At 61.1% G+C, this 26,947-nt stretch carries 31 protein-coding genes and 1 tRNA gene; 17 read left to right on the top strand and 15 right to left on the bottom strand.

The genetic code is table 11. The annotated features are described in order from the left end of the window. Positions 1-450: 450 nt before the first annotated feature. Positions 451-1,989, top strand: coding sequence for a lipopolysaccharide biosynthesis protein (locus AC13F2_RS00500; protein WP_482963914.1), 1,539 nt, complete (start codon positions 451-453; stop codon positions 1,987-1,989). Here the strand turns inward: AC13F2_RS00500 and AC13F2_RS00495 are convergent. After that, the gene (locus AC13F2_RS00495; protein WP_482963915.1) at positions 1,910-2,776 is read right to left on the bottom strand and encodes a glycosyltransferase family 2 protein; all 867 of its coding nucleotides are present in this window, start codon (positions 2,774-2,776) and stop codon (positions 1,910-1,912) included. The genes AC13F2_RS00500 and AC13F2_RS00495 overlap by 80 nt on opposite strands. Positions 2,777-2,934: 158 nt before the next feature. On the opposite strand from AC13F2_RS00495, the gene AC13F2_RS00490 reads away from it, so the two are divergent. From AC13F2_RS00490 to AC13F2_RS00480, 3 genes are all read left to right on the top strand, one after another. Then, the gene (locus tag AC13F2_RS00490) at positions 2,935-4,743 is read left to right on the top strand and encodes an ABCB family ABC transporter ATP-binding protein/permease (RefSeq protein WP_482963916.1); all 1,809 of its coding nucleotides are present in this window, start codon (positions 2,935-2,937) and stop codon (positions 4,741-4,743) included. A 110-nt stretch (positions 4,744-4,853) separates the two neighbouring features. Beyond that, positions 4,854-6,356 (top strand): SulP family inorganic anion transporter, encoded by a 1,503-nt coding sequence (locus AC13F2_RS00485; protein WP_482963917.1) that lies wholly within the window; start codon positions 4,854-4,856, stop codon positions 6,354-6,356. 7 nt (positions 6,357-6,363) lie between these two features. Beyond that, positions 6,364-6,930 carry a DedA family protein gene (locus AC13F2_RS00480; protein WP_482963918.1) on the top strand — a complete coding sequence of 189 codons (567 nt, stop codon included), beginning with the start codon at positions 6,364-6,366 and terminating at the stop codon, positions 6,928-6,930. Between the two features lie 33 nt (positions 6,931-6,963). Here AC13F2_RS00480 and hslU read toward each other — a convergent pair whose 3' ends face one another. The 3 genes from hslU to AC13F2_RS00465 all read right to left on the bottom strand — a co-directional run bounded on the left by hslU (position 6,964) and on the right by AC13F2_RS00465 (position 9,412). Further along, entirely contained in the window at positions 6,964-8,265 is a 1,302-nt protein-coding gene (hslU, locus tag AC13F2_RS00475; RefSeq protein ID WP_103025222.1) for an ATP-dependent protease ATPase subunit HslU, read from the bottom strand. Between the two features lie 74 nt (positions 8,266-8,339). Beyond that, positions 8,340-8,900, bottom strand: coding sequence for an ATP-dependent protease subunit HslV (gene hslV / locus AC13F2_RS00470; protein ID WP_103025221.1), 561 nt, complete (start codon positions 8,898-8,900; stop codon positions 8,340-8,342). Between the two features lie 47 nt (positions 8,901-8,947). Continuing rightward, on the bottom strand, positions 8,948-9,412 hold the full coding sequence (locus AC13F2_RS00465; protein WP_482963919.1) for an outer membrane protein assembly factor BamE: 465 nt from the start codon (positions 9,410-9,412) through the stop codon (positions 8,948-8,950). Positions 9,413-9,574: 162 nt separating this feature from the next. Here AC13F2_RS00465 and AC13F2_RS00460 point away from each other — a divergent pair, with 162 nt between their 5' ends. The 4 genes from AC13F2_RS00460 (at position 9,575) to map (ending at position 11,682) form a co-directional block, all read left to right on the top strand. Then, positions 9,575-10,090 (top strand): ubiquinol-cytochrome C chaperone family protein, encoded by a 516-nt coding sequence (locus AC13F2_RS00460; RefSeq protein ID WP_103025233.1) that lies wholly within the window; start codon positions 9,575-9,577, stop codon positions 10,088-10,090. Then, positions 10,087-10,623, top strand: coding sequence for a YceD family protein (locus tag AC13F2_RS00455; RefSeq protein WP_103025219.1), 537 nt, complete (start codon positions 10,087-10,089; stop codon positions 10,621-10,623). Before AC13F2_RS00460 ends, AC13F2_RS00455 begins: the two co-directional genes overlap by 4 nt. 80 nt (positions 10,624-10,703) lie before the next feature. After that, positions 10,704-10,913 (top strand): ParD-like family protein, encoded by a 210-nt coding sequence (locus tag AC13F2_RS00450; protein ID WP_196848034.1) that lies wholly within the window; start codon positions 10,704-10,706, stop codon positions 10,911-10,913. 1 nt (position 10,914) lies between these two features. Next, positions 10,915-11,682, top strand: coding sequence for a type I methionyl aminopeptidase (gene map, locus AC13F2_RS00445; RefSeq protein ID WP_482963920.1), 768 nt, complete (start codon positions 10,915-10,917; stop codon positions 11,680-11,682). A gap of 126 nt (positions 11,683-11,808) precedes the next feature. On the opposite strand, the gene ssb is transcribed toward map, so the two are convergent. The 5 genes from ssb to AC13F2_RS00420 form a co-directional block, all read right to left on the bottom strand. Further along, positions 11,809-12,339 (bottom strand): single-stranded DNA-binding protein, encoded by a 531-nt coding sequence (gene ssb, locus AC13F2_RS00440; RefSeq protein ID WP_482963921.1) that lies wholly within the window; start codon positions 12,337-12,339, stop codon positions 11,809-11,811. Between the two features lie 99 nt (positions 12,340-12,438). Beyond that, positions 12,439-14,286, bottom strand: a complete 1,848-nt coding sequence (feoB, locus tag AC13F2_RS00435) for a ferrous iron transporter B (RefSeq protein WP_482963922.1) — start codon at positions 14,284-14,286, stop codon at positions 12,439-12,441. After that, entirely contained in the window at positions 14,283-14,522 is a 240-nt protein-coding gene (locus tag AC13F2_RS00430) for a FeoA family protein (RefSeq protein ID WP_103025216.1), read from the bottom strand. The genes feoB and AC13F2_RS00430 overlap by 4 nt, the downstream gene beginning before the upstream one ends. 54 nt (positions 14,523-14,576) lie before the next feature. Continuing rightward, a complete protein-coding gene (locus tag AC13F2_RS00425; protein WP_482963923.1) occupies positions 14,577-15,236 on the bottom strand; it encodes a COQ9 family protein in 660 nt (219 codons plus the stop codon). Between the two features lie 3 nt (positions 15,237-15,239). Continuing rightward, positions 15,240-15,797 (bottom strand): ankyrin repeat domain-containing protein, encoded by a 558-nt coding sequence (locus tag AC13F2_RS00420; RefSeq protein ID WP_234003297.1) that lies wholly within the window; start codon positions 15,795-15,797, stop codon positions 15,240-15,242. 117 nt (positions 15,798-15,914) lie between these two features. On the opposite strand from AC13F2_RS00420, the gene AC13F2_RS00415 reads away from it, so the two are divergent. Genes AC13F2_RS00415 through AC13F2_RS00385 form a run of 7 tightly spaced genes read left to right on the top strand, consistent with a single transcriptional unit; the run spans position 15,915 to position 20,364 of the window. Then, on the top strand, positions 15,915-16,514 hold the full coding sequence (locus tag AC13F2_RS00415; protein WP_196847791.1) for an SCO family protein: 600 nt from the start codon (positions 15,915-15,917) through the stop codon (positions 16,512-16,514). Then, entirely contained in the window at positions 16,502-16,960 is a 459-nt protein-coding gene (locus tag AC13F2_RS00410) for a YcgN family cysteine cluster protein (RefSeq protein ID WP_103025213.1), read from the top strand. Before AC13F2_RS00415 ends, AC13F2_RS00410 begins: the two co-directional genes overlap by 13 nt. Then, positions 16,957-17,679: a M48 family metallopeptidase gene (locus AC13F2_RS00405; RefSeq protein WP_103025212.1), complete on the top strand. Its 723-nt coding sequence runs from the start codon at positions 16,957-16,959 to the stop codon at positions 17,677-17,679. Before AC13F2_RS00410 ends, AC13F2_RS00405 begins: the two co-directional genes overlap by 4 nt. A gap of 34 nt (positions 17,680-17,713) precedes the next feature. Next, a complete protein-coding gene (locus AC13F2_RS00400) occupies positions 17,714-18,178 on the top strand; it encodes a hypothetical protein (protein ID WP_103025211.1) in 465 nt (154 codons plus the stop codon). Next, complete coding sequence (gene ribD / locus AC13F2_RS00395; protein WP_482963924.1) at positions 18,159-19,130, top strand: bifunctional diaminohydroxyphosphoribosylaminopyrimidine deaminase/5-amino-6-(5-phosphoribosylamino)uracil reductase RibD; 972 nt, start codon at positions 18,159-18,161, stop codon at positions 19,128-19,130. Before AC13F2_RS00400 ends, ribD begins: the two co-directional genes overlap by 20 nt. A gap of 12 nt (positions 19,131-19,142) precedes the next feature. After that, positions 19,143-19,760 carry a riboflavin synthase gene (locus AC13F2_RS00390; protein WP_482963925.1) on the top strand — a complete coding sequence of 206 codons (618 nt, stop codon included), beginning with the start codon at positions 19,143-19,145 and terminating at the stop codon, positions 19,758-19,760. Positions 19,761-19,776: 16 nt separating this feature from the next. Next, complete coding sequence (locus tag AC13F2_RS00385; RefSeq protein WP_482963926.1) at positions 19,777-20,364, top strand: protein-methionine-sulfoxide reductase heme-binding subunit MsrQ; 588 nt, start codon at positions 19,777-19,779, stop codon at positions 20,362-20,364. On the opposite strand, the gene AC13F2_RS00380 is transcribed toward AC13F2_RS00385, so the two are convergent. From AC13F2_RS00380 to AC13F2_RS00360, 5 genes are all read right to left on the bottom strand, one after another. Beyond that, the gene (locus AC13F2_RS00380; RefSeq protein WP_221598818.1) at positions 20,349-20,861 is read right to left on the bottom strand and encodes a helix-hairpin-helix domain-containing protein; all 513 of its coding nucleotides are present in this window, start codon (positions 20,859-20,861) and stop codon (positions 20,349-20,351) included. The genes AC13F2_RS00385 and AC13F2_RS00380 overlap by 16 nt on opposite strands. A 109-nt stretch (positions 20,862-20,970) precedes the next feature. After that, complete coding sequence (locus AC13F2_RS00375; protein WP_482963927.1) at positions 20,971-22,221, bottom strand: class I SAM-dependent methyltransferase; 1,251 nt, start codon at positions 22,219-22,221, stop codon at positions 20,971-20,973. After that, complete coding sequence (locus AC13F2_RS00370; RefSeq protein ID WP_482963928.1) at positions 22,221-22,766, bottom strand: GNAT family N-acetyltransferase; 546 nt, start codon at positions 22,764-22,766, stop codon at positions 22,221-22,223. The genes AC13F2_RS00375 and AC13F2_RS00370 overlap by 1 nt, the downstream gene beginning before the upstream one ends. Positions 22,767-22,772: 6 nt before the next feature. After that, on the bottom strand, positions 22,773-23,954 hold the full coding sequence (locus tag AC13F2_RS00365) for an amino acid aminotransferase (protein ID WP_482963929.1): 1,182 nt from the start codon (positions 23,952-23,954) through the stop codon (positions 22,773-22,775). Between the two features lie 112 nt (positions 23,955-24,066). Continuing rightward, entirely contained in the window at positions 24,067-24,885 is an 819-nt protein-coding gene (locus AC13F2_RS00360) for a DUF1134 domain-containing protein (protein WP_482963930.1), read from the bottom strand. A 230-nt stretch (positions 24,886-25,115) separates the two neighbouring features. Here AC13F2_RS00360 and AC13F2_RS00355 point away from each other — a divergent pair. After that, positions 25,116-25,207: transfer RNA gene (locus tag AC13F2_RS00355), tRNA-Ser, on the top strand. 146 nt (positions 25,208-25,353) lie between these two features. Beyond that, the gene (locus tag AC13F2_RS00350; RefSeq protein ID WP_119593911.1) at positions 25,354-26,502 is read left to right on the top strand and encodes a tyrosine-type recombinase/integrase; all 1,149 of its coding nucleotides are present in this window, start codon (positions 25,354-25,356) and stop codon (positions 26,500-26,502) included. Positions 26,503-26,765: 263 nt separating this feature from the next. On the opposite strand, the gene AC13F2_RS00345 is transcribed toward AC13F2_RS00350, so the two are convergent. After that, on the bottom strand, positions 26,766-26,947 hold a 182-nt coding region (locus AC13F2_RS00345), incomplete at its 5' end, for a hypothetical protein (RefSeq protein ID WP_482970435.1).

Raw genomic sequence — 26,947 nt, 5'->3', positions numbered from 1 at the left:
GCCTTAAAATCCCCGGACCGGGCGCCGTCGCCCACATGTCCCTTCATCAAAAATCAACAATGTCAAAGAGCATCCAACAATATCAAGAGGGACAGCTGTCATTCCCCCGATTTACACCGGGGGGCCGGCTGTCCATCTCTGTTGGCGACCAATGCAGCACCCGGTCGAAACCGTCAGCGCCGCGTCGGTGAGAGCCATCTAGGCGCGGTGTTGGATTCGGTCAACGCCTTTTTGAAACTTTGTTGCCCATTTGTGAAAAAACCCCGGAATCCCTCGCCTCTCAACACCCAACCCCGCAAACACCACAACATCACCTGCGGTACCACACAACCCCAACCCACCCGGAATCGCCCAATCATCCCCGCCGACACCGCGAGTCACACCCGATTCCACCACAGAATCGATCATCACATTCTCGCTTTCATAACGAATCGCCAGTAGCACCCCCCAATGCCAGCAAGTCGGGTCACTGAAGAGGAAGCACCGGAAGGATTCGGCGCCCGCGTGCGCAGCGCGCTTGCGTGGAGATGGGGCACGCAGCTCATCGCCCAGTTCATCACCTGGGGTTCCACCATCATCGTGGTGCGACTGCTGGATCCATCGGACTACGGCCTGTTCGCCATGAGCCAGGTGTTCGTCACCGCGCTCAACTTTCTCAATGGGTGGAGCTTTGCCAGTTCGCTGATCCAGGCCGACAAGGTCGGCGACCGGGAGATCGGCCAGGTATTCGCGCTTCTGCTGCTGACCAATGGAATGCTTGCGGCGGCGCAGCTCCTCTTCGCCCCGGTCGTCGCAGGATATTACGGACAGCCGGCGGTGGCCGAACTGTTACGGGTACAGGCCCTCATCTTCCTGACCATTCCCTTCACCGCCCTGCCCACGGCCCTTCTGGCCCGGCGACTGGAGTTTCGCAGTCAGGGCATCGCCAATCTTATTTCGGCGATCTTCGCTTCGCTCACCGCGCTGGGCCTTGCCTGGGCAGGCTTCGGCGTCTGGGCGCTGGTTTATGCACCCATCGCCGGTTTCGGTGTGCGCGGCCTGATCATGAGCATTGCCGCACGCCTTTGGGTCCGCCCGGTGTTCAATCTGAAAGGCGCCGGCCGCCTGATCAGTTTCGGCGGCGCGCTGACATTATGCCAGCTGTTCTGGATCGTGCAGAGCCAGAGCGATATCTTCATCGCGGGACGCCTGTTCGATACGCACCAGCTCGGCCTCTATTCCGAGGCATTGTTCCTGACCCTGATCGTAACCGGGCGGTTCATCCCCCCGCTGAACGAGGTCGCCTTCCCGGCCTATGCCGAATTGCACAAGTCCGGCCGCAGCCTGGGACCGTATTTCCAGAAGACTGTGCAGAGCGTGCTGCTGGTCGTATCGCCCATCTATATCGGGCTGGCGCTTACCGCACCCGAGGCGATATTCGTGATCTTCGGCCCCAAATGGGTCGAGATGGCCCCGATCGTTTCGGGCCTTGCCGTGGTCATGCCGCTGATGGCCGTACAGATCATCTGTTCGCCCACCTGCACTTCCACGGGAAAGGAGCGGATCTACCTGGCTACAAGCATAGCCGGGGCGGCGATCTTCGCGACATCGTTCTATATCGGCGTGCAGTTCGGACCCCAGGGACTGGTCCACGCCTGGTGGATTGGTGCACCGCTGCTGCTGATCTTTACGCTGGCGCTGACCCTGCCCCAGATCAACCTGTCGGCGGGCCGCCTGATCGGCGCAGCCATCCCGCCGGCGGCAGCCTGCGCTGTCATGGCGATCGCCGTTTTCGGAGTGCGGGCCCTGCTGCCGACCGACATTCCTGCCGCCGTGACGCTGGCCGCGCTGGCGGGCGCCGGAGCGGCGACCTATGCGGGCGTGCTGCTGCTGGCGTGGCCGGATGTCGTGCGATCGGGCATCGCCATGCTCAGGCGCCGCCCGACGAGCCCGATGCCGCCCGCATCCGGGCCAGTGCCTGTCGGTCAAACCAGTACCATTGTGGACTGAGCCGTGGCTTGAAGCCCGGCAAGGCCGCAGGATAAGCCTCCGCCAGATTGTCCGGCAGACCGGCGGGCCCTTCCGAGCGCATTATTTCCGTTATGATGCGGTTCTGGAACCGGCGAACCGCATAATTGACCATGCGTGCGGACTGGCTGCGCAAACCCTTGAGAGTGATGCGATTGGGTTCGCAATAGAAGCCCGCATCCGGGCAGACTTTCACCAGTTCGTGGCGCCAGGCCGATTCCGGCCCAAGATCGGTATGCGCCAGAGCGCCAATCAGGCCATCGTCGCCGACAAGATCGTTCGGCAGGCGAATACCGCGGGTCCGGATGCGGCGAACGAAATCGCCCGACAGGGCATAACAGTCACCGAACAGGCCGCCCTCGCGCACCATGGACCTGCGATAGTGTTCGGCATTGCGGCCATTCATGGGAACGGCCGATGCCGCATTGGCACCCGATTTTTCGAGACATGAGCGGAGGGCATTTACCGAGCCTGCCACAAGTTGCGCGTCGCCATCGACGAACACATATGTTTGCGCATCCGGCGCCTCGTCGAGGACGAACCTGTTCCAGCTCCGTGATTTGCCGCCTTCGGCATAGTCAACCAGCCGCACACCGCGTGCGGCATAGCCACGGACGATCTCAGCGGTAGAATCGCTGCTGCCGTTGACCACCACCCAGATCTGCACATCGGGATCGTCCAGCGGCAGACTGTCGAGACAGAGAGCGATCCTCGCCTCTTCATTATGGGCAAGGACAGTGACGAGAACCGGTTTGGATTTTTCAGTCATGAAACGAATGCGCCAGGCTGCCGAAGGCATGACCAATACGCGCGGCAGAGGGCGGCGTCAGCAAATATCCATGCACCTGTCCCAGAGCGGTTTAGGTTCATCCCGTAAAGGCGGTGTGCCTTGCCCTGCCCATGCCGCGACCCCAAGTATGCGCCCGAATGCCACCCGATACTGCCAATTCCGCCCAGCGCGACGATCCAGAAGGCTGGGCAACCGTCCAGCGGTTCCTGCCGTATCTCTGGCCAGCCGATAATCCGGCCCTGAAACGCCGCATCGTCGGCGCCATGATGTTCGTGCTCGCGGCCAAGGCGACCACGCTCGCCCTGCCGTTCGCCTACAAGAGAGCGGTCGATTCCATGACGACGCCGGCCAATCAGGCGGTGATGGTCGCTCTGGCATTCGTCATTGCCTATGCAGCCGGGCGGTTCGCCGCGGTCGCTTTCGACAATCTGCGCAATATCACCTTCGAGCGTGTCGGGCAGGATGCCACGCGCAAACTTGCCGAAGACACGTTTTCGCGGCTGCACCAGCTTTCGCTGAGGTTCCACCTGTCGCGCCGCACCGGGGAAGTGACCAAGACCATCGATCGCGGGACGAAGAGCATCGACGTCATGCTGTACTTCCTGCTGTTCAACATCGCGCCCACAGCGCTGGAGCTGACTGCGGTGGGGGTCATCTTCTACCTCAACTTCGGATGGGAACTGGTTGCCGCCACCGCGCTGGCAGTAGGGGCGTATATCTTCGTCACGCGCACGATCACCGAATGGCGCAACGAATTGCGACGGCAGATGAACGAACTTGACGGGACGGCCCTCGCCCGATCGGTGGATAGCCTGCTGAATTACGAAACGGTCAAATATTTCGGCGCCGAAACGCGCGAGCGCGACCGCTACGCCGAATCGACCCGTGCCTTCGCCGAAGCGGCGATCCGGTCCGAAAACTCGCTGGCCCTGCTCAACATCAGCCAGGCGGTCATCATGAACCTGCTGATGGGCGCGGCGATGGCCTTCACCGTGTGGCAGTGGAGCAAGGGAGCGCTGACCACCGGCGATCTGGTGCTGGTGAATACCTATCTCATCCAGCTTTTCCGTCCGCTCGACATGCTGGGCATGGTCTATCGTACAGTTCGCCAAGGCCTGATCGACATGGCCGAGATGTTCCGCCTGATCGATACCGATGCCGAGGTAAAGGATGTTCCCGGCGCCCCTGCCCTGCTGATCCGCAAGCCAACCGTTGCCTTCGACAATGTCGTATTCGGGTATGAGCAGGACCGGACGATCCTGCACGGGCTGAGCTTCGAGGTTCCGGCGGGCAGTCATGTCGCGATCGTCGGCCCTTCGGGCGCGGGCAAGAGCACGATCGGGCGATTGCTGTTCCGGTTCTACGATCCGCAGGAGGGCCGCATCCTGATCGACGGACAGGATATTGCAAAGGTTACCCAGCACAGTCTGCGCGAGCAGATCGGGATCGTCCCGCAGGATAGCGTGCTGTTCAACGACACCATCGGTTACAACATCGCCTATGGCCGCGGCGGCGCCGGGCGCGAACAGGTGATCGCCGCGGCACAATCGGCAGCAATCATGCCGCTGATCGAGCGCCTGCCCGAGGGGCTGGATACCGAAGTCGGCGAGCGCGGACTGAAACTGTCCGGCGGCGAGAAACAGCGCGTCGCCATTGCCCGCACCCTGGTGAAGGATCCGCCGATCCTGTTGCTGGACGAGGCGACAAGCGCGCTCGACAGCCGGACCGAACAGGAAATCCTGGCCACGCTCCGCCGGGTTTCCGAGCATCGTACCACGCTGGCCATTGCGCACCGGCTGTCGACCATCGCCGATGCGGACAAGATCCTGGTGCTGGAGCATGGTCGCCTGGTCGAAAGCGGTCACCACACGGATCTGTTGCGCCGCAAGGGCCTTTACGCAGAGATGTGGGATCGCCAGCGCGCAGAGAAGTCGGATAGCGACTGAACAGCGCCGCCGACCTTGCGGCTTGTGCCGCGATGCAACATTATCCATAATGCGCTGATCAAAGGCGCCCGTGCCGCGCCATTCCCGGATTAGACGAACGGAATTCTTGCATGCTCGACCGCAGCACGCTTCATCGCGACTGGTTTTCAAACATTCGGGCAGACCTGCTCGCCGGCCTGGTGGTGGCGCTCGCCCTGATCCCCGAAGCGATCGGCTTTTCGATCATCGCAGGTGTCGACCCGCGGGTGGGCCTCTATGCCTCGGTCGCAATTGCTATGGTCATCGCCTTCACGGGCGGGCGCCCCGGCATGATCTCTGCCGCGACGGCGGCAGTCGCCGTCGTGGTGGTGCCGCTGGTACGCGATTACGGTGTCGATTATCTCTTCGCGGCGACGATCCTGATGGGCGTCTTTCAGGGCATCGCGGCGCTGTTACGGCTCGACCTGCTGATGCAGTTCGTGTCGCGGTCGGTCATCACCGGCTTCGTCAACGCCCTGGCCATCCTGATATTCATGGCCCAGTTGCCCCAGCTCGACCCGACGGCAGCGGGCATCGGCTGGACGACCTATGCCATGGTCGCGGCGGCGCTGGCGATGATCTACCTGATCCCTAGACTGACGTCAGCCGTTCCGAGCCCCCTCATCGCCATTGTCGTGCTCACCGCGCTGACCATCTGGCTCGATGCTCCGGTCAATACCGTCGCCGATATGGGCGAGTTGCCGGAAGGCCTGCCCTATTTCGCCCTTCCGAACGTGCCTTTGACCTGGGACACCCTCCTCATCATCGCGCCCTATTCGGCGACCATGGCGGCGGTCGGCCTGCTGGAATCGCTGCTGACGGCGCAGATCGTCGACGACATGACCCACACGGGCAGCAACAAGCGCCGGGAAAGCGCGGGGCAAGGCGCCGCGAATGTCGTCGCCGCGCTGTTCGGCGGCATGGGCGGCTGCGCGATGATCGGCCAGTCGGTCATCAACGTGACGAGCGGCGGACGCGGCCGGCTGTCGACCTTCACGGCGGGCGCAGCGCTGCTGATCCTGCTGGCGCTGCTTGGCGACCTCGTCGGGCAGGTGCCGATGCCGGCGCTGGTAGCGATCATGATCATGGTCTCGATCGGTACCTTCAGCTGGAATTCGATCCCCAACATCGCAAAGCACCCGTGGCAGAGCAGCGTCGTCATGCTCACGACCGTCATCGTGGTGGTGGCCACGCATAATCTGGCACTCGGCGTGCTTGCAGGCGTGGTCCTGTCGGGCGTGTTCTTCACACACAAGGTGATGACCATGTTCGAAGTAGTGCGCGAGCGGGAAGGAGATACCGCGACCTATCGGGCCAAGGGGCAGATCTTCTACGCCAGCGTCGAACGGTTCGAAGCCGCGCTCGGCCCCGAAAGCATCCAGCCCGATCCGGCACCGCATGTGATTATCGATGTGCGCAAGGCACACTTCTGGGACATCAGCGCGGTCGGCGCGCTCGACAAGGTGGTCGAACGAATGCGCCGCAACGGGCGCAGTGTGCAGGTCATCGGGCTAAACCGGGCAAGCGCTGATCTGGTCGACAAGTTCGCCCTGACCGACAAGACCGGTGTGGAAAGCGGGCTGGCCCCGCACTGAGAAAGATATGAACCTCGAAGCGATCATTGCGCAGTATGGCATCTGGGCGGTTGCGCTGGGTGCCGGCCTGGAGGGCGAAACCGCGCTCGTGCTAGGCGGCATCGCAGTTCATCGTGAGCTCATTGCCTATGCGAGCACGATCCTCGCCGGGGCCGCGGGATCGTTCATCGCCGACCAGACCTTTTTTGCCATCGGGCGAAAGTTTCGCGACGGGCCGCGGATCAAGCGCTTCAGGCAGAAAAGGGGATATGCCCGCGCGGTGGCTGCATTCGAACGACATCCGACGCTGTTCGTTTTCGCGTTTCGGTTTCTTTATGGAATGCGCACGGTGAGCCCGATTGCGATCGGCACCACCACCCTGCCCGCGCGGCGCTTTCTCGTCATAAATGCGCTCGCTGCGCTTGTATGGAGCGCTGTCTTCGTGAGCCTTGGCTATGTCAGCGGACAGGCGATTGAAGCTGCATTCGGGCGAGTTCGATCCTTCGCCCACGTGCTGATGCCGGTCGTAGTGATCGCGATTGTCCTGGCCCTGGCGGCACGCGCACTGCTGCGCCGCCGCGGCACGAGCGAATAGGGTCCCCGCCGCAGGAGCGGCAGGGACCCTGTCTTACAGGATATATTTGCTAAGGTCGGTATCGCCCGCGAGCGTTTCCAGCCTTTCGCGCACGTAAGCAGCATCGATCATGATCGTCTCGCCCGCGTGATCTTCCGCTTCGAAGCTGATTTCTTCGAGCAGGCGCTCCATCACGGTCTGCAGGCGGCGGGCCCCGATATTCTCTACCGTTTCGTTCACGCGAGCGGCCAGCTTGGCAACTTCGGTGATGGCATCTTCGGTAAAGTCGAGGGTGACGTTTTCGGTACCGATTAGCGCTTTGTACTGTTCGACGAGATTGGCCCGCGTTTCCTTGAGGATGCGCACGAAGTCTTCTTCGGTCAGCGCACGAAGTTCCACCCGGATCGGCAGACGTCCCTGAAGCTCAGGAAGCATGTCCGAAGGTTTGGAGACGTGGAAAGCTCCGCTGGCAATGAACAGAATGTGGTCGGTCTTCATCGGGCCGTATTTTGTCGCGACCGTCGTGCCTTCGATGAGCGGCAAGAGATCGCGCTGAACGCCTTCGCGGCTGACGGATCCGCCCCGCACATCGGAGACTGCGATCTTGTCGATCTCGTCGAGGAATACGATCCCGTTCGTTTCCGCATTTTCCAGCGCGACGCGATTGACGTCATCCTGATCCATACGTTTTTCGGCTTCTTCGTCGACGAGGCGATCCCAGGCATCAGGCACCTTCAGCTTGCGACGCTTCATCGAGTTCTTGCCCATGGCCTTGCCGAGCATATCGGACAGGTCAATCATGCCCACGCCGCCGGGCATTCCGGGGATATCCATCTGCTGGCCGGGCTGGTCGCGAACCTCGATTTCAACTTCGGTATCGTTCATCGCATTTTCGACGATACGCTGGCGGAAGGCTTCACGCGTCGCTTCGCTGGCATTTTCGCCAACCAGAGCATTAAGAAGGCGGTCCATCGCCGCCTTGCTGGCAGCATCGCGCACCGCTTCGCGGCGGCGTTCCTTTTCCAGACGGATCGCCTCTTCTGCCAGATCGCGCGCGATCTGGTCGACATCGCGGCCGACGTAACCGACTTCGGTGAACTTGGTCGCCTCGATCTTGATGAAGGGTGCCTCTGCCAATTTGGCGAGACGACGGCTGATTTCGGTTTTGCCGCAACCGGTCGGGCCGATCATCAGAATGTTCTTGGGCGTGACCTCGTCGCGCAATTCCGGGCCGAGACGCTGGCGCCGCCAGCGATTGCGTAGCGCCACGGCGACGGCGCGCTTGGCCTCTTTCTGACCAATGATGTGTTCGTCCAGTGCAGCGACGATGGCTTTGGGGGTGAGGTTGTCGGTCAATTCATTTTTTCCAATATCGCGCTCGTGCACGAGGCTTGAGCGGGGTTATGTGGAGTTGCCCGCAGGCTGATCCATCACACCGTTTCGAGGGTGACGTTGCCATTGGTGAAAACGCACACGTCTGCGGCGACCGCCATGGCCTTGCGCGCGATGGTTTCGGCATCGGTTTCGTAATCGACGAGAGCCTTTGCGGCTGACAGCGCATAGTTGCCGCCCGAGCCGATTGCCGCGATCCCGCCTTCGGGTTCGAGCACATCGCCATTGCCGGTGAGGACGAGGAGGTTTTCCTTGTCCGCCACGATCATGAGAGCTTCGAGATTGCGCAGATATTTATCCGTGCGCCAATCCTTGGTCAGCTCGACCGCGGCGCGCAGGAGCTGGCCATTGTGCTGTTCAAGCTTGCGTTCCAACCGTTCGAACAGAGTGAAGGCATCGGCGGTGGCGCCGGCAAAGCCGGCGACGACCTTGCCGCCTTCGCCGATCCGGCGAACCTTCTTGGCATTGGGTTTCATCACCGTATTGCCCATGGAGACTTGTCCGTCCCCGGCAATCACGATCTTGTCATCGCGCTTGACGCCGATGATGGTGGTTGAATGCCACTGGGTCAGGCCGTGGCGATTGTCGTTTGCGTCCATGCCGCGCGATATGGGGGGCATGAAGCGGGGGTCAAGCGGCGGGCGTGTCAGCCCGGCCCCTGACCACCCATGCCAGGCGCGCCGACCGCACCGATATTGCCGAACAGGTCTTCCAGGAACGTGCGCTCCCGGCCCAGGGTCGGCGTGGTCGCACCGTCGGGGCTGAGATTGACGACCTTGTCCATACCTGTGCGTTCGGCGGACACGACGTTGCCTTTCTGGTCGAACTTCACCGCCAGTACCGAATGTTCTTCGATGCGCGGACGCACGAACGGCTTACGCCCGGTGGTGCTGGACACGTAGTACCAGGTTTTTTCACCATACTGGCTTTCGAATGTTGGGCGGCCCAATGTGCCGGCCACGCTCTGTTCGTTATCGATGCCCGGCTGGACCGACTGCACCAGCGCCGCATCGACGATGTATCCGCGCGGTTCGCGAATGGAGGTACAACCGCTTGCGGCCACGGCAGCCACGCCAATGGCGGCGAGACCCAGAATTTTCGACCTGTTCATGGGAACAGCAAATCTCCGTATTCCGGCAGGTGCTTGGCCGCGGGCGGCCACCTGCCTATATGCTCGGGCAACGCCTTAATCCCAAAGCGTCACCCCATGCAACTCGGCAATGCGGGGCGCTTGGGGATCGCGGCCTGTATTGCCGCTGAACGGAGTAGTCTCTTGTCTTTCCTCGCCCGCCTTTTCGGCACCAAACCCGACCCGCGCGAAGAGTGGCGCGTTCTGTGGCATCGCACCGTTGCCGAGGCCCGCGACCCCGACTGGTATCGCATGTGCGGCGTCGCCGATTCCATCGAGGGTCGATACGACATGATCACACTGGTGTTGACCCTGGTCATGCTGCGGCTGGAAGACGAAGGCGGCCAAGGGCCGGCGACCGCACGGCTGACCGAATTGTTCGTGGACGATATGGAAGGACAGATGCGTGAGGCGGGGATCGGCGATCCGACCGTGGGCAAGAAAATCAATGCTCTGATGGAGAGTATGAACGGCCGCATCGGCGCCTATCGCGAAGGACTGCGCAGCGATCCCAAAGTGCTGATCGATGCCGTCCGCCGCAATGTTACGATGGCCCAGCCCGACGAGGCCGAGGCGCTGGTGCAACGCATGGCCGCGCTCCACGCGCGGCTGGCCCGAACGAACCTCGATCAGTTGAAGGCCGGGGAGATCGCGGCATGAGCACACCCGAACTGAGCCGATTGGTAAAGCCACGCGCCCTGCCAAGTGAACCGATGCAAGTGGACGCCAGCGAAGCCGAACGCGCCGCGCTGGCCGAAAGGTTCGGCGTGACGTCTATTCCCGCACTTCACGCCGCCATCGAGTTCGGCATGAAGGACGAGGCCGTCCTGGCGAATGGCACCCTGACCGCGACGATCGAACAGCCTTGCGCCGTTACGCGGGAGGAACTGACCTACGAGGTTGCGGAGCCGCTGACGCTGCGCTTCGTTGCGGCGGGATCGACGCCCGATTTCTCACCGGACGAGGAAATCGAGCTGGAAAGCGAGGACCTCGACGAGATCGAATACGAGGGCGAAACCTTCGATCTGGGCGAAGCAATTGCCCAGACGCTGGCGCTGGCCATCGATCCATATCGCGAAGGTCCCGGGGCCGATGAGGCACGCCGAAAGGTGGGGATCAAAAGCGATGAGGATCGGGTCGCAAGCGGACCGTTGGCCGAAGCACTGGCATCGCTGACCACGAAAAACGACTGAGACGTCGCTTCGAAGCAGATTGACAATTTCCGCAGACCGCAAATATACGAATCATATATGGTTTGTATAAGGACGATGGCGTGGGCTTGGTAAAAATCGACGATGAACTACACGAGAGCGTGCGCCGGGCGAGTGCGGTCATGTGCCGATCGATCAATGCGCAGGCCGAGTTCTGGATGAAGATAGGCCGCCTGGCCGAAGCCAATCCGACCCTGACTTTCAGCGAGATCGTGAAGCGCGAAATGGCGCACGTCCACGACGACGCAGAAGGTGTGGCCGAAGCCGCCTGACATGGTCAAAACCGCAGACGAAATCACCCTGATGCGCATATCGGGCCGATTGCTCGGTTCGGTGTTCGAGATGCTGGACACGATCAACCTTTGCGGCATGTCCACGATGCAGATCAACGACCTCGTCGAACGCTTCATTACCGAAGATCTGGCGGCCCGCCCGGCCAGCAAGGGGCAATACGGCTTTGCTTACGTCCTTAACTGCTCGATCAACGATGTCGTCTGTCATGGTGTGCCGTCGGAGGATGAGATCGTAAGAGACGGCGACATCATCAATCTCGATATCACGCTGGAGAAGAACGGCTTTATTGCGGATTCGAGCAAGACCTATGTCGTCGGCAACGCCCCTGCGCCTGCCAAGCGGCTGGTGCAGATCGCGGAAGGCACGATGTGGGCCGGCATCCGGAAAGTGCGGCCCGGGGCGCATCTGGGCGACGTCGGTTACGCAATCGAGAAACACGCCAGAAAATACGGCTCTACGGTCGTACGCGAATATTGCGGCCATGGCATTGGCCGGGAGATGCACGAAGAACCCCAGGTGCTGAATTTCGGGCGCCCCGGAAGGGGATTACGGCTGCGTGAAGGCATGACCTTCACAGTCGAACCGATGGTCAATCTGGGTAGTCGCCAAACCGTTACTCGGGACGACGGCTGGACCGTGGCGACCCGAGACGGAAAGTTGTCGGCGCAGTTCGAACATACGGTCGCCGTCACGGCAAGCGGCGTCGAGGTTCTGACGTTGCGAGAGGGTGAGCGAAACCGCGCCTGATCCGCCCGATAGTGACAAGAAGACCATGGGGCCGATCAGGACAGCGAATATTATCCAACCGGATGACTGAATGGCACGCTTTACGTTTCAGCCCCGCGCCGCAGAGCTGAAACGGGAGACTGCAGCCTAAAACGGAATATCGTCATCCAGATCGTCGTAATTTGAACCACCGCCGGAACTGCGCGCGCCGCCACCCGACGATTCGCCGCCCTGGTTCCAGCTGCTTGAGCTTCCGCCCCCGCCCTGATCCCACGAACTGCCACCACCACGCTGGCCACCGCCGCCACCGCCACCGCTGCCGCCCTGTGCGCCATCGAGCATGGTCAGCGAGCCGTTCATGCCGCGGATGACCACTTCGGTGCTGTAACGATCGTTGCCGGATTGGTCCTGCCACTTGCGCGTCTGTAGCTGGCCTTCGATGTAGACCTTGCTGCCCTTGCGCAGAAAGCGCTCCACCACGCCGACGAGACCTTCGGAGAAGATCGCGACAGTGTGCCATTCGGTCCGTTCCTGGCGTTCGCCGGTGTTACGATCCTTCCACGTTTCGCTGGTAGCGATGCGCAGGTTCGCGACCTTGCCACCGTTCTGGAAGCTGCGGATTTCCGGGTCTGCGCCCAGGTTTCCGATCAGCATGACTTTATTGAGGCTTCCGGCCATCGAATCGTCCCTTCGTAATCTGTTGGCGAAGGGCCTAACCGAGCCTTCGCATCGCTTCTAGGCCCGCCACCGAATTTCCACGGGAGTAGATGTGGTTCGCTATAACCCCAGCGCGGTAGCAATCCAGAAGGTCAGCCCGGCGAACACATAGGCCAGGACGAACAGATAGCCGACCATGAAGGCAGGCCATTTCCATCCGTTGGTTTCCCGCCGGGCGACCGCGATGGTGGATATGCATTGCGGCGCAAAGACGAACCACGCGAGGAAGGCCAGCGCCGTGGGCAAGCTCCACGATGCAGCGATCCGGTCGGTAACGCCTTCTGCAGCAACATCTTCATCGGAGGCATCGACCGCGTAAGTCGTGGCGAGCGCGGACACCGCAACTTCGCGCGCGGCCATTGCCGGCACAAGGGCAAGGCTCATCTCGCGGTTGAAGCCGATCGGCTCCAGCACGGGATGAAGCCCGCTCGCGATCATGCCGGCGACGCTGGCGTCCATCTGACTTTCGCCCGGCTCTGCCTTGGGAAAGCTGAGCATCAGCCAAAGGGCGATTGTGACCATAAAGATGATCGTCCCGGCACGGCGCAGGAAAACCCATGCGCGCTGCCACAGACCGATCGCCAGGTCCTTCAGGCGGGGGAGCTGATAGCGCGGCATCTCCATGATGAAGCCGCTAGCCGCGCCCTTGGCGACCGAGTGACGCAATACCAGAGCGACCACCATCGCACCGACGATCCCGGCAAGGTAGAGCGCAAAGAGCACCAGCCCCTGAAGGCCAATGCCGGGGCCAATCGTGGTAGACGGAATGACCGCGGCGATGATCACGGCGTAAACCGGCAGACGGGCCGAGCATGTCATGAGCGGCGCTACGAGAATGGTCGTCAGCCGGTCTTTCGCATCGGGGATACTGCGCGTCGCCATGATGCCGGGGATGGCGCAGGCGAAGCTGGAGAGCAGCGGAATGAAGCTTTTGCCCGACAGGCCCACGCCCGCCATCAAGCGGTCCATCAGAAAGGCCGCGCGGGCCATGTAGCCTGTCGCTTCCATGATCAGGATGAAGAAGAAAAGGATCACGATCTGCGGCAGGAAGACGACGACGGAACCGACGCCGGCCAGCACGCCTTCGGTCAGGAAGTCCCGAACGAAGCTGGATGGCATAGTGTCGATAACGGCGCTCGAAATTACCTCGACTCCGCCTTCCAACGCATCGGCGAAAGGCGTCGCCCAGGCAAAGACCGCCTGGAATATGATGAACAGTAGACCGAACAGGATGACCGGACCGATCCAAGGATTGAGCAGGATGCGATCAGCGCCATTTTCAACCGTGTGACGCGCCGATTTCGACAGGATCGCACCGCGCGCGATATGCTTGGCAGCGAGGCGACGTTCCGGCAGCGTGATGTGCCAGCGCGTGTGCGCTTCCTCGTCCGCATGGGTTTCTGCCTCGGCAATGGCGGCGGCGAGATCGGTCAGACCCCTGCGCCTGACGGCTACCGTGGGCACGACGGGCACGCCCAGAGCTTCGGAAAGTGCGGCAGGATCGAGCACCAACCCGTCACGCTCCGCCAGATCGACCATGTTAAGCGCCACGACTGTCGGGCGCCCGAGTTCAAGGACTTCCTGCGCGAAGACAAGGTGCTGTTCGAGATTGGCCGCATCGATGACGAGGACGATGACGTCGGGAAGCGCTTCGCCATCGAATTCACCATGGATAACCTTGCGGGTTACCTCCTCATCCGGGCTGGCAGCATCGAAACTGTACGAACCGGGTAGGTCGATCAGTTCTACCGGCTCGCCGCTGGGCAGGGTCAGCCGCCCAGCCTTTCGCTCGACCGTGACGCCCGGATAGTTGGCGATCTTCTGGCGCGCGCCCGTAAGCGCGTTGAACAGAGCCGATTTGCCCGCGTTGGGATTGCCGACGAGTGCTGCGGTACGCTTGCGGCTCATGCGGGTTCCACCTCGATCGCGAGGGCGTGCGAGCGGCGGAGGGCAATGGTCATCCGCCCGATTCGAATGGCGATCGGATCGCGCGTGCCGAAAATACCACGGTGGATGACGGCGACCTCCGCGCCTTCGTCCACGCCGAGCGCTTTAAGGCGCTTGCCTTCATCCTCGGCCAGCGCAGTCCAGTTAACCGCGACGATACGGGCGGTCTTTTCGTGATCAAATCCGTCGAGCGTCATGCTGGAGCCGCTGCCAGATGCGCAGCTTTATTGCAACCGATTATCAATAGCGCGCTAACGGGCCGGATAACGCAAGCGTCCAAGAAAACGCGAAACACTGAAATGCTCGCGATCGGGGCTCAGCCACTTCGCCTTCGTCCGCTCGAACTTCATGACCCCTTCTATGCGCCGATCGAGAAAGGCTTTGGTGTCGGCCTTTCCCTCGCTCTCGTCCTCGACGAACACGGCCAGCGTGGCCGCGTAGATAGAGGCGAGGATCGCGCGCTTGGTGTAGTAATTGTAGTCGGTGGCGGTATCCCCGGCGAGCCGCCACATCACATCGGCGCTGTGCCAGCCGGCCTTCAAAGCGCGACGCGCATTCTGCGGCATAGCCATGATGGAGAGGGCGCGGCGGAGGGATTCCTCCTGTCCCTTCACCGCTTCGAGACGGAATTGCAGAAGGCTGCGGATACGCTCGCGTATCTTCATCGCAGCCAGTTTTTCCGGCGGAAGGTCGAGGATCATTTGCCGATCGATAGTTTCGATCCAGGCGCAGATCATGCCCATTGCGCCATCGTCCTTGAACGCCAGTCGCGCTAAGTCGCGATCCGCGCCAAGCTGATCAGCCGCCATGTCGAGCGCATCGGCACTCCAGCCATCGAACACGGCTGCTTGCGCGATGCCAGGGGCAAGTGCCAGGCGCAATTCGTCGAGCGTGAGATCGGCAACATCCATGAATCAGCTCGGTCCGTACGATTTTGTCTGTTCGCCGCGGGAGGATTCGGCGCGTTCGATTTCGTCCAGCATGGCCGAGCGCGCGCCCATGAGTTCGGCATAATCGCGCGCCGTGCGGCCTGAATTATCAGCCCGGTCGGGGCTGGCGCCCTTTTCCACCAGCAGGCGAACAAGGCCAGTGTCGCGGCGATGCACCGCTGTAATCAGCGGGGTTTCCCCGGTGCTGTTCGGAACATCGAGTGCTGCCCCGCGATCAGCCAGGATTTCCACCCCCTCGGCAAAGCCGAGTTGGACTGCGAGCTGCAGCGGCGTGCCACCACTCCTGTTGGCGATGTTGGGGTTAGCACCTTTCGCCAGCAGGAACCGCAGCCAGACCGGATCGCGCCGTTGCGTCACGATGTGAAGCGCGGTGTCGCCGCTGGAAATATCGCGGGAATTGACGAGGATACTGCCAGGTTCTTCGAGAAAACGAGTAACCTCGTCACCATTGCGCTTTTTGACCGCCTCGAGGAATTTGTAACCGTCGCTCTGGGATTGCGCATGGAGAGGCGAAGTTGCCATCATCCCCGCAAGCCCAGCCAGAAGTATGTTTGTCGCGAAACGCTTCACAGTGCGAAAACCCCTATTATTCGCAATTGGATCGATGACTCGCCCTTGCCGAAGGACGGTTAGCAGACCATGAACCGTCAGACCATGCTACACAACCGAACCCTTGTTATAGCGGGCCTCCTTGCCCTGACTGCCTGCAACCAGACCCCGCCCGCCGAACCGCCCCTGGCAGGCGCTGCCATAGGCGGAGATTTCACACTTACGGGCGAAGACGGCAAACAGGTCAGCTGGGAAGATTTCGACGGCAAGTATCGCACCGTCTATTTCGGCTACACCTATTGCCCCGACGTCTGCCCCGTCGACACACAACGCGCGATGGCGGGGCTGAAAGCGTTCGAAAAAGAAAATCCTGCACTGGGTGCGAAGATCCAGCCGCTTTTCATCAGCATCGATCCCGAACGGGATACGCCGCAGGCGCTCACGGAATTCACCGACAATTTTCACCCACGCCTGATCGGCATGACTGGGACCAAGGAACAGCTCGATAAGGTAACGGACCAATTCGCTGCCACCTATTCGATAGGCGAAAAGCAGGAAGGCGGCGGCTATCTGGTCGGCCATACCAACATCACCTATCTGTTCGGCCCCGACGGCGAACCCTTAGCCATGCTTCCGACCGATGAAGGCGCAGAGGCGGTCACAGCGGAACTGGAAAAATGGGTGCATTGAGGGACCGCTTCTGGGAGCGACCGCTAGCCGATCTCAATACGGAAGAATGGGAAGCCCTGTGCGATGGCTGCGGGCGCTGCTGTCTGCACAAGGTAGAATATGAAGACACCGGAGAGATCGAGCACACGAATGTGGCGTGCAAGCTGCTGGATACCAAGACGGCAGCCTGCACGGACTATCGCCGGCGCAAGACTTTCGTGCCGGAGTGTCTGCGGCTCACCCTGAAAATCGTTGACAAGGTAAGCTGGCTACCGCCGACTTGCGCCTATCGCCTGCGCGCGGACGGGATGCCGCTCCCGCGCTGGCACTACCTTATCTCGGGCAGTCGCGAGGATGTGATAAGCGCGGGCGTGTCGGTAGCCGGGCGCGTGATCAGCGAGGATGTGGCCGGCCCTTTGGAGCATCATGTCGTCGACTGGGGCGACGATGATGAGGAGGCAGCATGATCGACTGGCTCCGCCGTGAAGCACTGGAGCCTACGATCAAGCTTATCGGGCGCGACGTACCGATCGATCTGGTCCGCAACCGCCGCGCAAAGCGGCTGACCCTTCGACTGGCGCACGATGGCAGCGCCGTGCGCATAACCCTTCCCCAATGGTGCCGCAGTGCCGATGCGATCGCCTTTGCCCATGCCCGGCAAGAATGGTTGAGCGCGCAGCTCGCCAAGGTGCCCGAACGGCGCGATCCCGCCCGCGATGGCACGATGCTCTTTCGCGGCGAAGACATCGCGGTCGAATGGCGTGAGGATCTGCCCCGCAAACCGGATTTCAAAGATGGCGCGTTCAGGGTTGGAGGCCCGAGGGAAACACTCGGCGCACGCCTGCAGCGCTGGCTCGAACGTGAGGCACTGGATTTATTCGGCGAGGATGCGGCGCAATATTGCACACGCGGCGACCTTGATCGCGCCGATGTGAAACTGACCCGGGCCAAGCGCCGATGGGGCAGTTGCTCTTCCGAAGGCGTGCTGCGGCTCAACTGGCGGCTCGTCCAGGCCCCGGATTTTGTCAGGCGTTCGGTCGTTGCTCACGAAGTCGCACATCTGGTCCATTTCGATCATTCGCCCGCGTTTCACGCGCTGCTAGACCGGCTGTACGAGGACGACATCGAACGAGCGAACCGTTGGCTGAGCGTACACGGCCGGACGCTTTATGCGACATTCGGATAGCCTATACTGGCGCGGTTCATCGAAAACCTCTATCTTGAACATCATGCGCCTCAAGACACGTTTCGATGCCAAGGCCGGGGCCGCCGACCTGTGGGACTATATTCGCGAACCGCGGCCGTATCGCTGGACCTTCCTGACGATTTCCATTTTGATCCCGCTTGCCGGGATCGCAATGCTGGCTCAGGAATCGCATTTCCGCCCGCCGGACGCCCCCAAGGTCAGCTTTATTTCCACCTTCGCCGAAGGCCGAAGCGACGAGGAAATTCGCCAAAGCAACCTTGAGAACCAGAAACGCAAGGACGCTCGCGAGGCGGAGTTGGCCGAACTACGCCAGCAGAAGGTCGACGCCTACAAGACCCTCGGACGCGCAACCGGGCTCGACGTGGATGAGATGGCACGTCAGGCGGCCATAGAAAACGCTCGCGAAGCGGCGGAAGCCGAGGCTCGCCGCCGCGAGCTATATCGGGCGGGTTCGACGGTTGACGACAGCGGCGAGTGATTGGCGCTGGCTGGATGCGGCCGCGCGGCTTGCCTGTCGCGCGCGCCCCGCAAGCTATCCCAACCCCGGTGTTGGGTGCATCCTTGTAAAAGATGGCATGGTCGTGGGCCGCGGATGGACAGCCGTGGGTGGGCGCCCTCACGCCGAAGCGGCTGCCCTGGACCAAGCTGGGAAGCGCGCTCATGGGGCAACCGCCTATGTAACACTGGAGCCTTGCGCACATCGCTCAGAGCGGGGTCCGGCCTGCAGCGAACGGTTGGTCGACGCCGGTGTGGCCCGCGTTGTCGCAGGAGTAGAAGATCCTGACCCGCGAACCGCAGGGGCCGGGTTCGCTCGGCTTCGCGACGCCGGCATTTGCGCCGAACTGGTCCATCATCCCGCAACCGAGGCCAGCCTCGCGGGTTATCTCATGCGCGCGCATACCGGTCGCCCGCATGTCACGATGAAGCTGGCCATGACGCTTGATGGCTGTATCGCGACGGCGGGTGGCGAGAGCCAGTGGATATCGGGCGAAGTGGCGCGTGCACATGTGCATTCGCGCCGCGCGATTGCCGATGCAATACTGGTTGGCGGCGGCACGTGGCGGGCGGACAGACCGCGGCTCGACGTGCGGCTGCCTGGGCTGAAAGATCGTGGCCCACAGCGAGTGGTCCTCACCCGCGGAATAGCGCCGGACGGGGTCAAAGTCATCAACACCCCCGATCAGATTGCGCAACTCGATGCACTCTACCTCTACATCGAGGCAGGTGCGAATATCGCGGCGAGCTTTCTGAAGGCCGATCTCGTCGACCGCCTGGAAATCTACCGCGCCCCTATTGTGATCGGTGGCGGCCGTGGCGCAGTGGCCGATGTCGGGCTGACAAAACTTGAAGATGCGCATGATCGCTGGTGTCAGGTCGAGCGGCGTCAGCTTGGCAGCGACACCTTCGCAGCCTACAGCCGCACGCGTTAACCAGGAGCACGCATGTTTACCGGGATCGTAACCGCCATTGGCACTATCACGAAGGTCGAGAACAAGGGCGACTTGCGCGTCGTAGTTTCGTGCCCCTGGGACCCGGCAGGTATGGACATCGGCGCCTCCATTGCCTGTTCGGGTGTCTGCCTGACTGTCGTTGAAAAAGGTGGCGAGCCGGGCGATGCCTGGTTCGCGGTGGACGTGTCTGGCGAAACGATCAGCCGGACACCTCAAGACCAGTGGCGCGCCGACCGGCGCCTGAATCTCGAGCCGGCTCTGCGGCTGGGCGATGAACTGGGCGGGCATCTCGTTACCGGTCATGTGGACGCCGTGGGCCGAATTGCCCTCGCCGAGGATATCGGTGGTTCCACCCGTCTTGAAATCCTCGCCAGCGAAGAGATCGCGCCTTTCATTGCAGAGAAGGGTTCGATCACCGTCGATGGCGTGTCGTTGACAGTCAACGATGTCGAGGACGAACCCAACGGCGATGTGCGCTTCGCGCTCAATATCATCCCACATACGGGTGAAGTGACGACGTTGGGCGACCTTTCCGAAGGCGACGCCGTCAATCTGGAGATCGATGTACTGGCGCGGTACCTGAAGCGCATGCAGAGCCTCGCGGTCTGACAATGCGGGCACACATGTGCTGAAAGCTGCCGCAAATTCCCGCCCTACTTTGTGGCTCGTCCTGGCGCTGCCGGGATTGTGGATTGCCTGGCGCTGGATCGCAACACCCGAGCTCTACGGCTATGGCCATGCGATCGGCGACAGTGGCGATTGGGCTGCCTGGTTACTGATGGCGACGCTTGCGGTCACTCCGCTGCGCCTCATGTTCCGCAAGCAGGCCTGGACGATCTGGCTCATGCGCCGCCGCCGCGATTTGGGCGTTGCAAGCTTTGCTTACGCGCTGACCCACACAGTCATGTATCTCATCAGGAAGGGGTCGCCCGAATTCGTATTCGCCGAACTCTCCACACCTTATATCCTTGCCGGCTGGATAGCGCTCGCCCTCTTCCTGCCGCTTGCCATTACCTCAAACGATTTCTCGGTTCGGCGCCTGAAGCGATCATGGAAGCGGCTGCACCGACTGGTCTATCCAGCGGCGATACTGGCCTTCCTTCACTGGGTCTGGTCGGCATTCGATCCGACCACGGCCTGGATCCACGTAGGCGTCCTGGCCGCGATCGAGATCGTCAGAGTTGCCTTGCAGCAGCGTCAGAGAGTGACGTAGTTCCGGAAGCGTGCGACTTCCGCTTCGTCGACATATTTGCCGATTTCGCGATCGAACACACCCATGTCGGCATAGGGACGATACTCTTCGAATTCGTGTACCATCTTGTCGGTCATGCCGGGGATCAGGCGAATTTCCTCTTCCGTACCGGTGTTGAGATTTACCGGTACGAAGACGCTGACCAGAACATTTGCGGCCTCGTCCTGGCTTAGGGTTTCAAGCAGTTTTGCATTGAGATCGGTCACGCTGGCATAAGGCTGTCCGGCTACGATCGCTTCGGCGAGTTCGGGAGTGACACCTTCCGTGCCGGCGAGTTGTTCAGCGGTCGCGGTATTCGCATCCACAACAGTCGTGGCCTCGCTCGCCATGTCGCCGGCAGCCGCTTCGCCGGTCGCCACGGTGTCGCTTGGTTCGTTCGCGTTATCCGCGCTGCCGGAACAGGCGGCCACGGTAGCAAGGCTGCCACAAAGGGCAGCGGCAAGGATGAGTTTACGCATAAATCAGGTCCTCCTTTTGAGAAGGACTCGCACTAACAGGTTGAGGCTCGATAGAAAGGGGTTCGGTAAATAGTCTTGATTTGAAGAGCTCTCTTTGGTCGCCGGAGCGTTATCTGTCCCCCAGTAGCTCGCGTTCAGCATCCGCGATATAATAGCGCGTTACAGGAAGCGCCCGGCGATCCCGCGCGAACTGGATCTGGTAATTTACCATTCCGCCCCACTCAAACGCCGCTGTCGCGCCAGCCAGATAGAACGTCCACATGCGGTAGAAACGTTCGTCGTGCATGGCGACGATCGCCTCGCGATTGGCTTCGCAGTTGGCATACCACGCCCGCAAGGTCTTTGCGTAATGAAGGCGCAGCGTTTCGATATCGGTATGGATCAGGCGAGATTTCTCGCTTGCCCGGAGCGTTTCCGAAAGCGCAGGAATATAGCCGCCTGGAAAGATGTATTTGCGAGTGAAGGCGTCAGTCGTGCCCGGCCCGCCGATGCGACCGATCGTGTGGACCAGCATGACGCCATCATCTTCGAGCAAATTCGCGGTAGCCCGGAAAAAGGTGTCAAACTGCGGACGTCCGACATGTTCGAACATCCCGACCGAAACGATCCGGTCGAACCTGTCCCCCCGCAGTGGCAAGTCGCGATAGTCGATGAGTTCGAAAGTGACACGATCCGCGACACCGGCGGCCTGCGCCCGATCCCGCGCAAGAGCCAGTTGCTCTTCTGAAAGAGTGATGCCGAGAACGCGCACGTCGAAGTGCCGCGCGAGGTAAATGGCCATGCCGCCCCATCCGCAGCCGATGTCCAACACGTTTTGCCCACCGGATAGCGCCAGTTTGGCAGCGATATGGGCAAGCTTGGCTTCCTGTGCGGCGCCGAGCGTTTCGGTGCCGTCATCCCAGTAGGCGCAGCTGTACTGCATGTGTTCGGGATCGAGCATCAGTCGATAGAGATCGTTGCCGATATCGTAATGGTGCGCGACATTGCGTTTCGATCCAACGCTGTTGTTGACCGATTCCATTGCAAAGGCCGCCCGATTGCGCAGTCGCTTGACCAAACTTGGCGCGCGTAACTGGCCGCCCCTTTCGAACGGAGCATTGGACCGCAGGAGCTGAACCAGCTCCATGATGCCGCCCCGGGTCAATTGCAGTCGGCCATCCATATACGCTTCGGCTGCCCCGAGACGTGGGTCGAGCAGAATATCGCGCGGAACCTTGCGATCTGTCAGCCGCACGGCAACGTCGGGAAAGCCGCTTTTAGCCTGGCCCATCGTCACGACCTCGCCGTCGGCAAAGGTCATGCTCAAGGTTCCACGTTCGATGACCCGCCCCAGGAAGCGCTTCAGCAGGCGTTTGCTCATCACCTTTTCTCCAGCATGTGGCGTTCAAAACGGTCGCGGGTGATTTCGTAAACGAGGTGCACCACGCGTTTCCCTTGATACTTCTGAAGTTCGTAACGGTCGCTGCGCATGGCCCCGATTGCTTCCAGAGCGTTGCGCGAGCGATAGTTGGTGTCGCCGACACGAAATTCCACAAGTTCTACGCTGGCGAAAGCATGGGCGAGCATGGCACGTTTCATCTCGGGATTGATGCCCTTGCCCCAGTGGCGCGTTGAGAGAAAGGTCCAGCCAATTTCGACCACACCGCCCTCTTCAGGGTCAAATGGGCCGAAACGGGTCGAGCCCAGAAGCGAGCCGGTCGTTCTGTCTGATACGGCCAAGGCGCCACCGCTCGCCATCCCGTCAGCGAAGAAAGCATCGAACATCTCGCGCCGCCAGCGGTCATGAATGGGATGCTGCTCCCACACTGCCGGATCTGAAGCGATCTGATAGAGTGGTTCGTAATCGGCCTGCGCCAATGGACGAATGATCAGCCGATCGGTCTGTAAAATCGGCTGGCGGTTCATGGTGGCTTATCCGGCGGTCACGTCCGCCAACGCGGCGATGAATTTGTCCGTGTTGCCAGCGTGGAGACCGGCCACATTAATTCGGCCTGAGCCGGCCATGTATACGCCGTGGTCTTCGCGCATGCGCACGATCTGCTCTTTGGTGAGCGGCAGCATCGCGAATAGACCATTCTGTTCACCCAACGCGGCAAGGTTGAGACCTGGCACCTCATTGTCCGCTGCGGCCAACCGCTCGCGTACGCGGCGCATTCGCGCCCGCATTTCGTCAAGTTCATCCAGCCATTGCTGGGTCAGCTCTTCGTCGGTCAAAACCGTGCGCACCGCAGCACCGCCATGATCCGGCGGCATCGACCAGTTGGCCCGCGCCAGCGCATTGGCGTTGGAAACAATTGCGGGCAAGTCAGCAGCCTGCTTCGCAATCATATAGAACGCGCCGACGCGATCGCGGTAGAGGCCGAAATTCTTGTCGCAACTATATGCGACAAGCGCCTCTGAGACCTTGGCCAGGACCTTGCGTACACCCGCAACGTCTTCGTCCAGGCCCTGCCCCAGACCATGATAGGCGACATCGAGGATCGGCAGGATTCCCTTGTCGGCAAATGCATCTGCAATCCGAGCCCACTGTGCCTCGGTATAATCGACACCGCTGGGGTTGTGGCAACATCCATGCAGCAGAACCGCATCCGTATCGCGCGCATCGGCAATTGTTTGCAGCAAGGCATCGATATCGGCGGCCCCATCTGCTTTCGCGTGTTGAAAGGTGACAGCTTCGAGACCAACATCCTGCAGGATTTGCGCATGGTTAGGCCAGCTCGGCACACCGAGATGAATGCGTGTGACACCTGCTGCTTTTGCAAGCGCGGCCGCAAGGCGCACCGCGCCCGTGCCTCCGGGCGTCTGCATCCCTTCGACTCTTCCCCCCATCGTCGGATCGGCACCGAACACATATGGTTTCAAAGCATCGACAAAGCCCAGATCGCCTTCGGGGCCAAGATAGCTCTTGGAATCCTGCGTATCGACCAACCGCTGTTCGGCAGCCTTGATCGAGCGGAAGACGGGTGTTGCCCCGTCATTCGTGCGGTAGACGCCCACCCCGAGATCAATTTTGTCGTCGCGCGGATCCTGCGCGTACATTTTGATGAGCGCGAGCAGCGCGTCGGGGGCCTGGGCTTCGAGTTGGTCAAGCATGCCCGCCTAATTGCCGGATATGGAAAGGGCCGCAACAGGAAATCCTGCTGCGGCCCCGGAGCTCTTCAGGAATTATCGTTGGGCGACCCGAAGGGCTCCTTTCGCCAAACTCTCAAAAAGGCAGCCAGCGCTGCTTCTTGGAAAACTTCATGTAACCCGCATTGATGCCCAACCGCAACCCTGCACCCATCCTTATAGGTATGAGCACTACGTCGCCCTTGCGCATATAACTCGCCGTAAGACCGCCGATCACATAAGCCTGACCTTCACCCGCAGGATACCGCTCGTAAAGCTCCTCGCTATCGTAGAGGTTGTAAACCAGGACGAACGTGCTGCCCGCGTTGGCCCCCGCGTCAAATCCGATTGACGGTCCGGTCCAGTAAACCGGCCGTTCGCCTTCGACCTTGTGAAACAGTGTGCCCGATCCGTAGCGCGCGCCGACGATGAATGCGCCGCCCGCTTCGCGCCCGACGATATAGGCGTTGGGTTCGCCCTGCTTCGACAGCAGATTCTTTATCATGTCCGCGACGCCCTTGGCGCCTTTACCGAAGACCCCTTCGGCGGCACCGATAAGATCGTCTTCGCGATAGGTCGTGGCAGGATCATCGGTACCCGCCGTTCTAACGGCCTCGCCAGCGGCTTCTTCGGCGGCCTTTTCCGACCACTGAGGCTGATCCGGATAGGCATCGACCGGAGCGGCAGCATCGGGTTCTGGCGTATAAGTCGTGCCAGCTTCAGTTTGCTCAGAGTAGGAATTACCGGCATCAGGCTCGGCGTATACCGGCTGGTCGCCGGGCTGCTCCATCAAGTCGCCATCGATCGCCGAATTGGGATCGATTGTTTCGACCTGCGCGGCCAGCGGGCTGGTTGCCATGCCGAAAGCGGCGATTACCAAGCCGAAGCGCGGTAGTTTCTTGTTGAATATCGTCATCGATCCCTCCGTGTCGGCGATCCGAGCGCAGACAGCTGCGCCACGAGAAGAATCCTCTTTGAGCAGAGGGGCAATGAAACGGCGATGAACCGAATCGAAAATGCGGCGAGGCGAGTCGCTCAGTGCAGTGAACCACCTTTCGCAATCGAGCGTAAAACTCCCCTTGATGGCATGCAGGGCCATGGCTATAGGGCGCCCCTCGCAGTGAACGCTTCACTACTGCGACATGCGGAGACGTGGGTGAGTGGCTGAAACCAGCTCCCTGCTAAGGAGCCATACCTGGTAACGGGTATCGAGGGTTCGAATCCCTCCGTCTCCGCCACCACCCTTTCCCCCATTTTCCACCGATGACCTGAAAAAGCCAAGCATTTGCGCGGCTTATCAGGTGATTCGGGTCCCACACTGTCCTTGCTCATCCATCGGTGTCCGATTGGATTTGTGGGAATAAATGTGGGAGAATTTGCAGCCATGGGTAAGCTTTCAGCAACAGCGGTAAAGGCCGCCTCGAGACCCGGCAAATTAGGCGATGGCGATGGGCTTTACCTCGTGGTGAAGTCGTCGGGCACGAAGAGCTGGATGGTCCGGGTGCAGAAAAACGGCAATCGCCGCGATTTCGGTCTCGGAGGCGCATCGAAGATATCGCTGGCGGTCGCACGTGAGCGGGCCCGCGAGGTTCGAACCTGGGTCGAACTGGGACTGGACCCGCTGTTCGAGCGCCGGAAAGCGGAAGGCATTCCCACATTCCGGGAAGCTGCCGCCAAGGTACTCGCCCAGCATCGCGCGACATGGCGCAACGAGAAACACGAGAAGCAATGGATCAGGACGCTGGAGGCCTATGCCTTCCCCCATCTTGGCAACGTGCAGGTCAACGACATCACGGGGCCGATGATCCGCAATGTGCTGGCCGAGATCTGGCTGGCAAAGCCTGAGACGGCGCGCCGGGTGCGTCAGCGGATCGGGACCGTGCTCGACTGGGCCTATGCCTCGGGATACCGCGACAGCGAGGCACCCATGCGCGCGATCACCAAGGGCCTGCCGCGCCAGCCGAAGAAGGAAGGCCACTACGCGGCCATGGCCTATGCCAAGGTGCCGGACTTCATTCCGCGGCTACGCGAGCGTGAAAGCTACAGCAGGCTGGCGCTGGAGTTTGCGATCCTGACGGGGGCCCGCTCGGGCGAAGTGCGCCATGCTGTCTTCGATGAGTTCGATCTCGATGAGAAGCTATGGACCATCCCGAAGGAGCGGATGAAAGCCAATCGCGAGCATGTCGTGCCGCTGTGCGATCGGGCAGTACGGATCATCGAGCGCTGCATGGAACTGCGCGTGAGAAACTGCGAGCTCGTCTTTCCCGGCATGCGAGGGAGGAAGGCGATGTCCGATATGACGCTGACCAAGCTGCTGCGCGAGATGAAAGAGAGTTGCACGGTTCACGGCTTCCGCTCGGCGTTCCGCGACTGGGCGAGCGAGGAGACCAGTCACCAGAGCGATGTCGCAGAAGCAGCGCTGGCGCATGTGGTGAAGGACAAGACCGAGGCGGCCTACCGGCGCGGTAATCTGCTGGAGAAGCGCAAACTGTTGATGGAAGACTGGGCTGCCCACTGCTGCAAGGGAAGCTAAAGCGATGAAACGTAGCCCAATGCAGAAAATCATGCACCGTGAGGCATCCAGGTCGCCTTCGATCAGGCCGCCTTTTCCACTCTCCCGTTACCGCATAGCCACGCCGGTCCCTGTGGATAAACCTGTCACCTGTTCGGACTATCAGGAACCGCAGCGTTCGGACTATCAGGAACCGAAAGTTCGGACTATCGGGAACCGAAACAGGCGGCAAACCCGCAGGATTGCTGGGCTCCAGCGTCCTTTAACTATCCTAACGACAATCCTTACCGGATTGTTGCTAACGTGGAGCGCTCCGCGCGCGGCTCCTCAGCGCTATGGATGGCGCCGTCGCCGCGCGCTGCTGCACTCGGCACGTGCAAGCGGCCGAACAGCTTGCTAGGGTTTGACCGATGAAGACGGACCTTGATCATCTTCCCCCTCAAAAGCAGCGCGAGATCGAACGCGT

This window comes from Qipengyuania sp. L-5Y (assembly GCF_056859455.1).
Note: the sequence above shows the minus strand (reverse complement) of the source record. Positions and strands in the feature narration are given on the sequence as shown.

What these genes read in the sequence shown, in the direction of transcription:
- AC13F2_RS00425 (WP_482963923.1), bottom strand. Translation starts at nt 15,236, where the DNA reads ATGGATGTTGCCGATCTCACGCTCGACGAATTGCGCCTGGCACTTGCC.
- feoB (WP_482963922.1), bottom strand. Translation starts at nt 14,286, where the DNA reads ATGAGCCGCAAGCGTACCGCAGCACTCGTCGGCAATCCCAACGCGGGC.
- AC13F2_RS00410 (WP_103025213.1), top strand. Translation starts at nt 16,502, where the DNA reads ATGGGTGCATTGAGGGACCGCTTCTGGGAGCGACCGCTAGCCGATCTC.
- AC13F2_RS00465 (WP_482963919.1), bottom strand. Translation starts at nt 9,412, where the DNA reads ATGAACAGGTCGAAAATTCTGGGTCTCGCCGCCATTGGCGTGGCTGCC.
- AC13F2_RS00430 (WP_103025216.1), bottom strand. Translation starts at nt 14,522, where the DNA reads ATGACGCTCGACGGATTTGATCACGAAAAGACCGCCCGTATCGTCGCG.
- AC13F2_RS00365 (WP_482963929.1), bottom strand. Translation starts at nt 23,954, where the DNA reads ATGCTTGACCAACTCGAAGCCCAGGCCCCCGACGCGCTGCTCGCGCTC.
- AC13F2_RS00360 (WP_482963930.1), bottom strand. Translation starts at nt 24,885, where the DNA reads ATGACGATATTCAACAAGAAACTACCGCGCTTCGGCTTGGTAATCGCC.
- AC13F2_RS00455 (WP_103025219.1), top strand. Translation starts at nt 10,087, where the DNA reads ATGAGCACACCCGAACTGAGCCGATTGGTAAAGCCACGCGCCCTGCCA.
- AC13F2_RS00380 (WP_221598818.1), bottom strand. Translation starts at nt 20,861, where the DNA reads ATGCGTAAACTCATCCTTGCCGCTGCCCTTTGTGGCAGCCTTGCTACC.
- AC13F2_RS00495 (WP_482963915.1), bottom strand. Translation starts at nt 2,776, where the DNA reads ATGACTGAAAAATCCAAACCGGTTCTCGTCACTGTCCTTGCCCATAAT.
- AC13F2_RS00405 (WP_103025212.1), top strand. Translation starts at nt 16,957, where the DNA reads ATGATCGACTGGCTCCGCCGTGAAGCACTGGAGCCTACGATCAAGCTT.
- map (WP_482963920.1), top strand. Translation starts at nt 10,915, where the DNA reads ATGGTCAAAACCGCAGACGAAATCACCCTGATGCGCATATCGGGCCGA.
- AC13F2_RS00490 (WP_482963916.1), top strand. Translation starts at nt 2,935, where the DNA reads ATGCCACCCGATACTGCCAATTCCGCCCAGCGCGACGATCCAGAAGGC.
- ssb (WP_482963921.1), bottom strand. Translation starts at nt 12,339, where the DNA reads ATGGCCGGAAGCCTCAATAAAGTCATGCTGATCGGAAACCTGGGCGCA.
- AC13F2_RS00420 (WP_234003297.1), bottom strand. Translation starts at nt 15,797, where the DNA reads ATGGCAACTTCGCCTCTCCATGCGCAATCCCAGAGCGACGGTTACAAA.
- AC13F2_RS00375 (WP_482963927.1), bottom strand. Translation starts at nt 22,221, where the DNA reads ATGAGCAAACGCCTGCTGAAGCGCTTCCTGGGGCGGGTCATCGAACGT.
- AC13F2_RS00415 (WP_196847791.1), top strand. Translation starts at nt 15,915, where the DNA reads ATGAACCGTCAGACCATGCTACACAACCGAACCCTTGTTATAGCGGGC.
- AC13F2_RS00500 (WP_482963914.1), top strand. Translation starts at nt 451, where the DNA reads ATGCCAGCAAGTCGGGTCACTGAAGAGGAAGCACCGGAAGGATTCGGC.
- AC13F2_RS00390 (WP_482963925.1), top strand. Translation starts at nt 19,143, where the DNA reads ATGTTTACCGGGATCGTAACCGCCATTGGCACTATCACGAAGGTCGAG.
- hslV (WP_103025221.1), bottom strand. Translation starts at nt 8,900, where the DNA reads ATGGACGCAAACGACAATCGCCACGGCCTGACCCAGTGGCATTCAACC.
- AC13F2_RS00485 (WP_482963917.1), top strand. Translation starts at nt 4,854, where the DNA reads ATGCTCGACCGCAGCACGCTTCATCGCGACTGGTTTTCAAACATTCGG.
- AC13F2_RS00480 (WP_482963918.1), top strand. Translation starts at nt 6,364, where the DNA reads ATGAACCTCGAAGCGATCATTGCGCAGTATGGCATCTGGGCGGTTGCG.
- AC13F2_RS00370 (WP_482963928.1), bottom strand. Translation starts at nt 22,766, where the DNA reads ATGAACCGCCAGCCGATTTTACAGACCGATCGGCTGATCATTCGTCCA.
- AC13F2_RS00350 (WP_119593911.1), top strand. Translation starts at nt 25,354, where the DNA reads ATGGGTAAGCTTTCAGCAACAGCGGTAAAGGCCGCCTCGAGACCCGGC.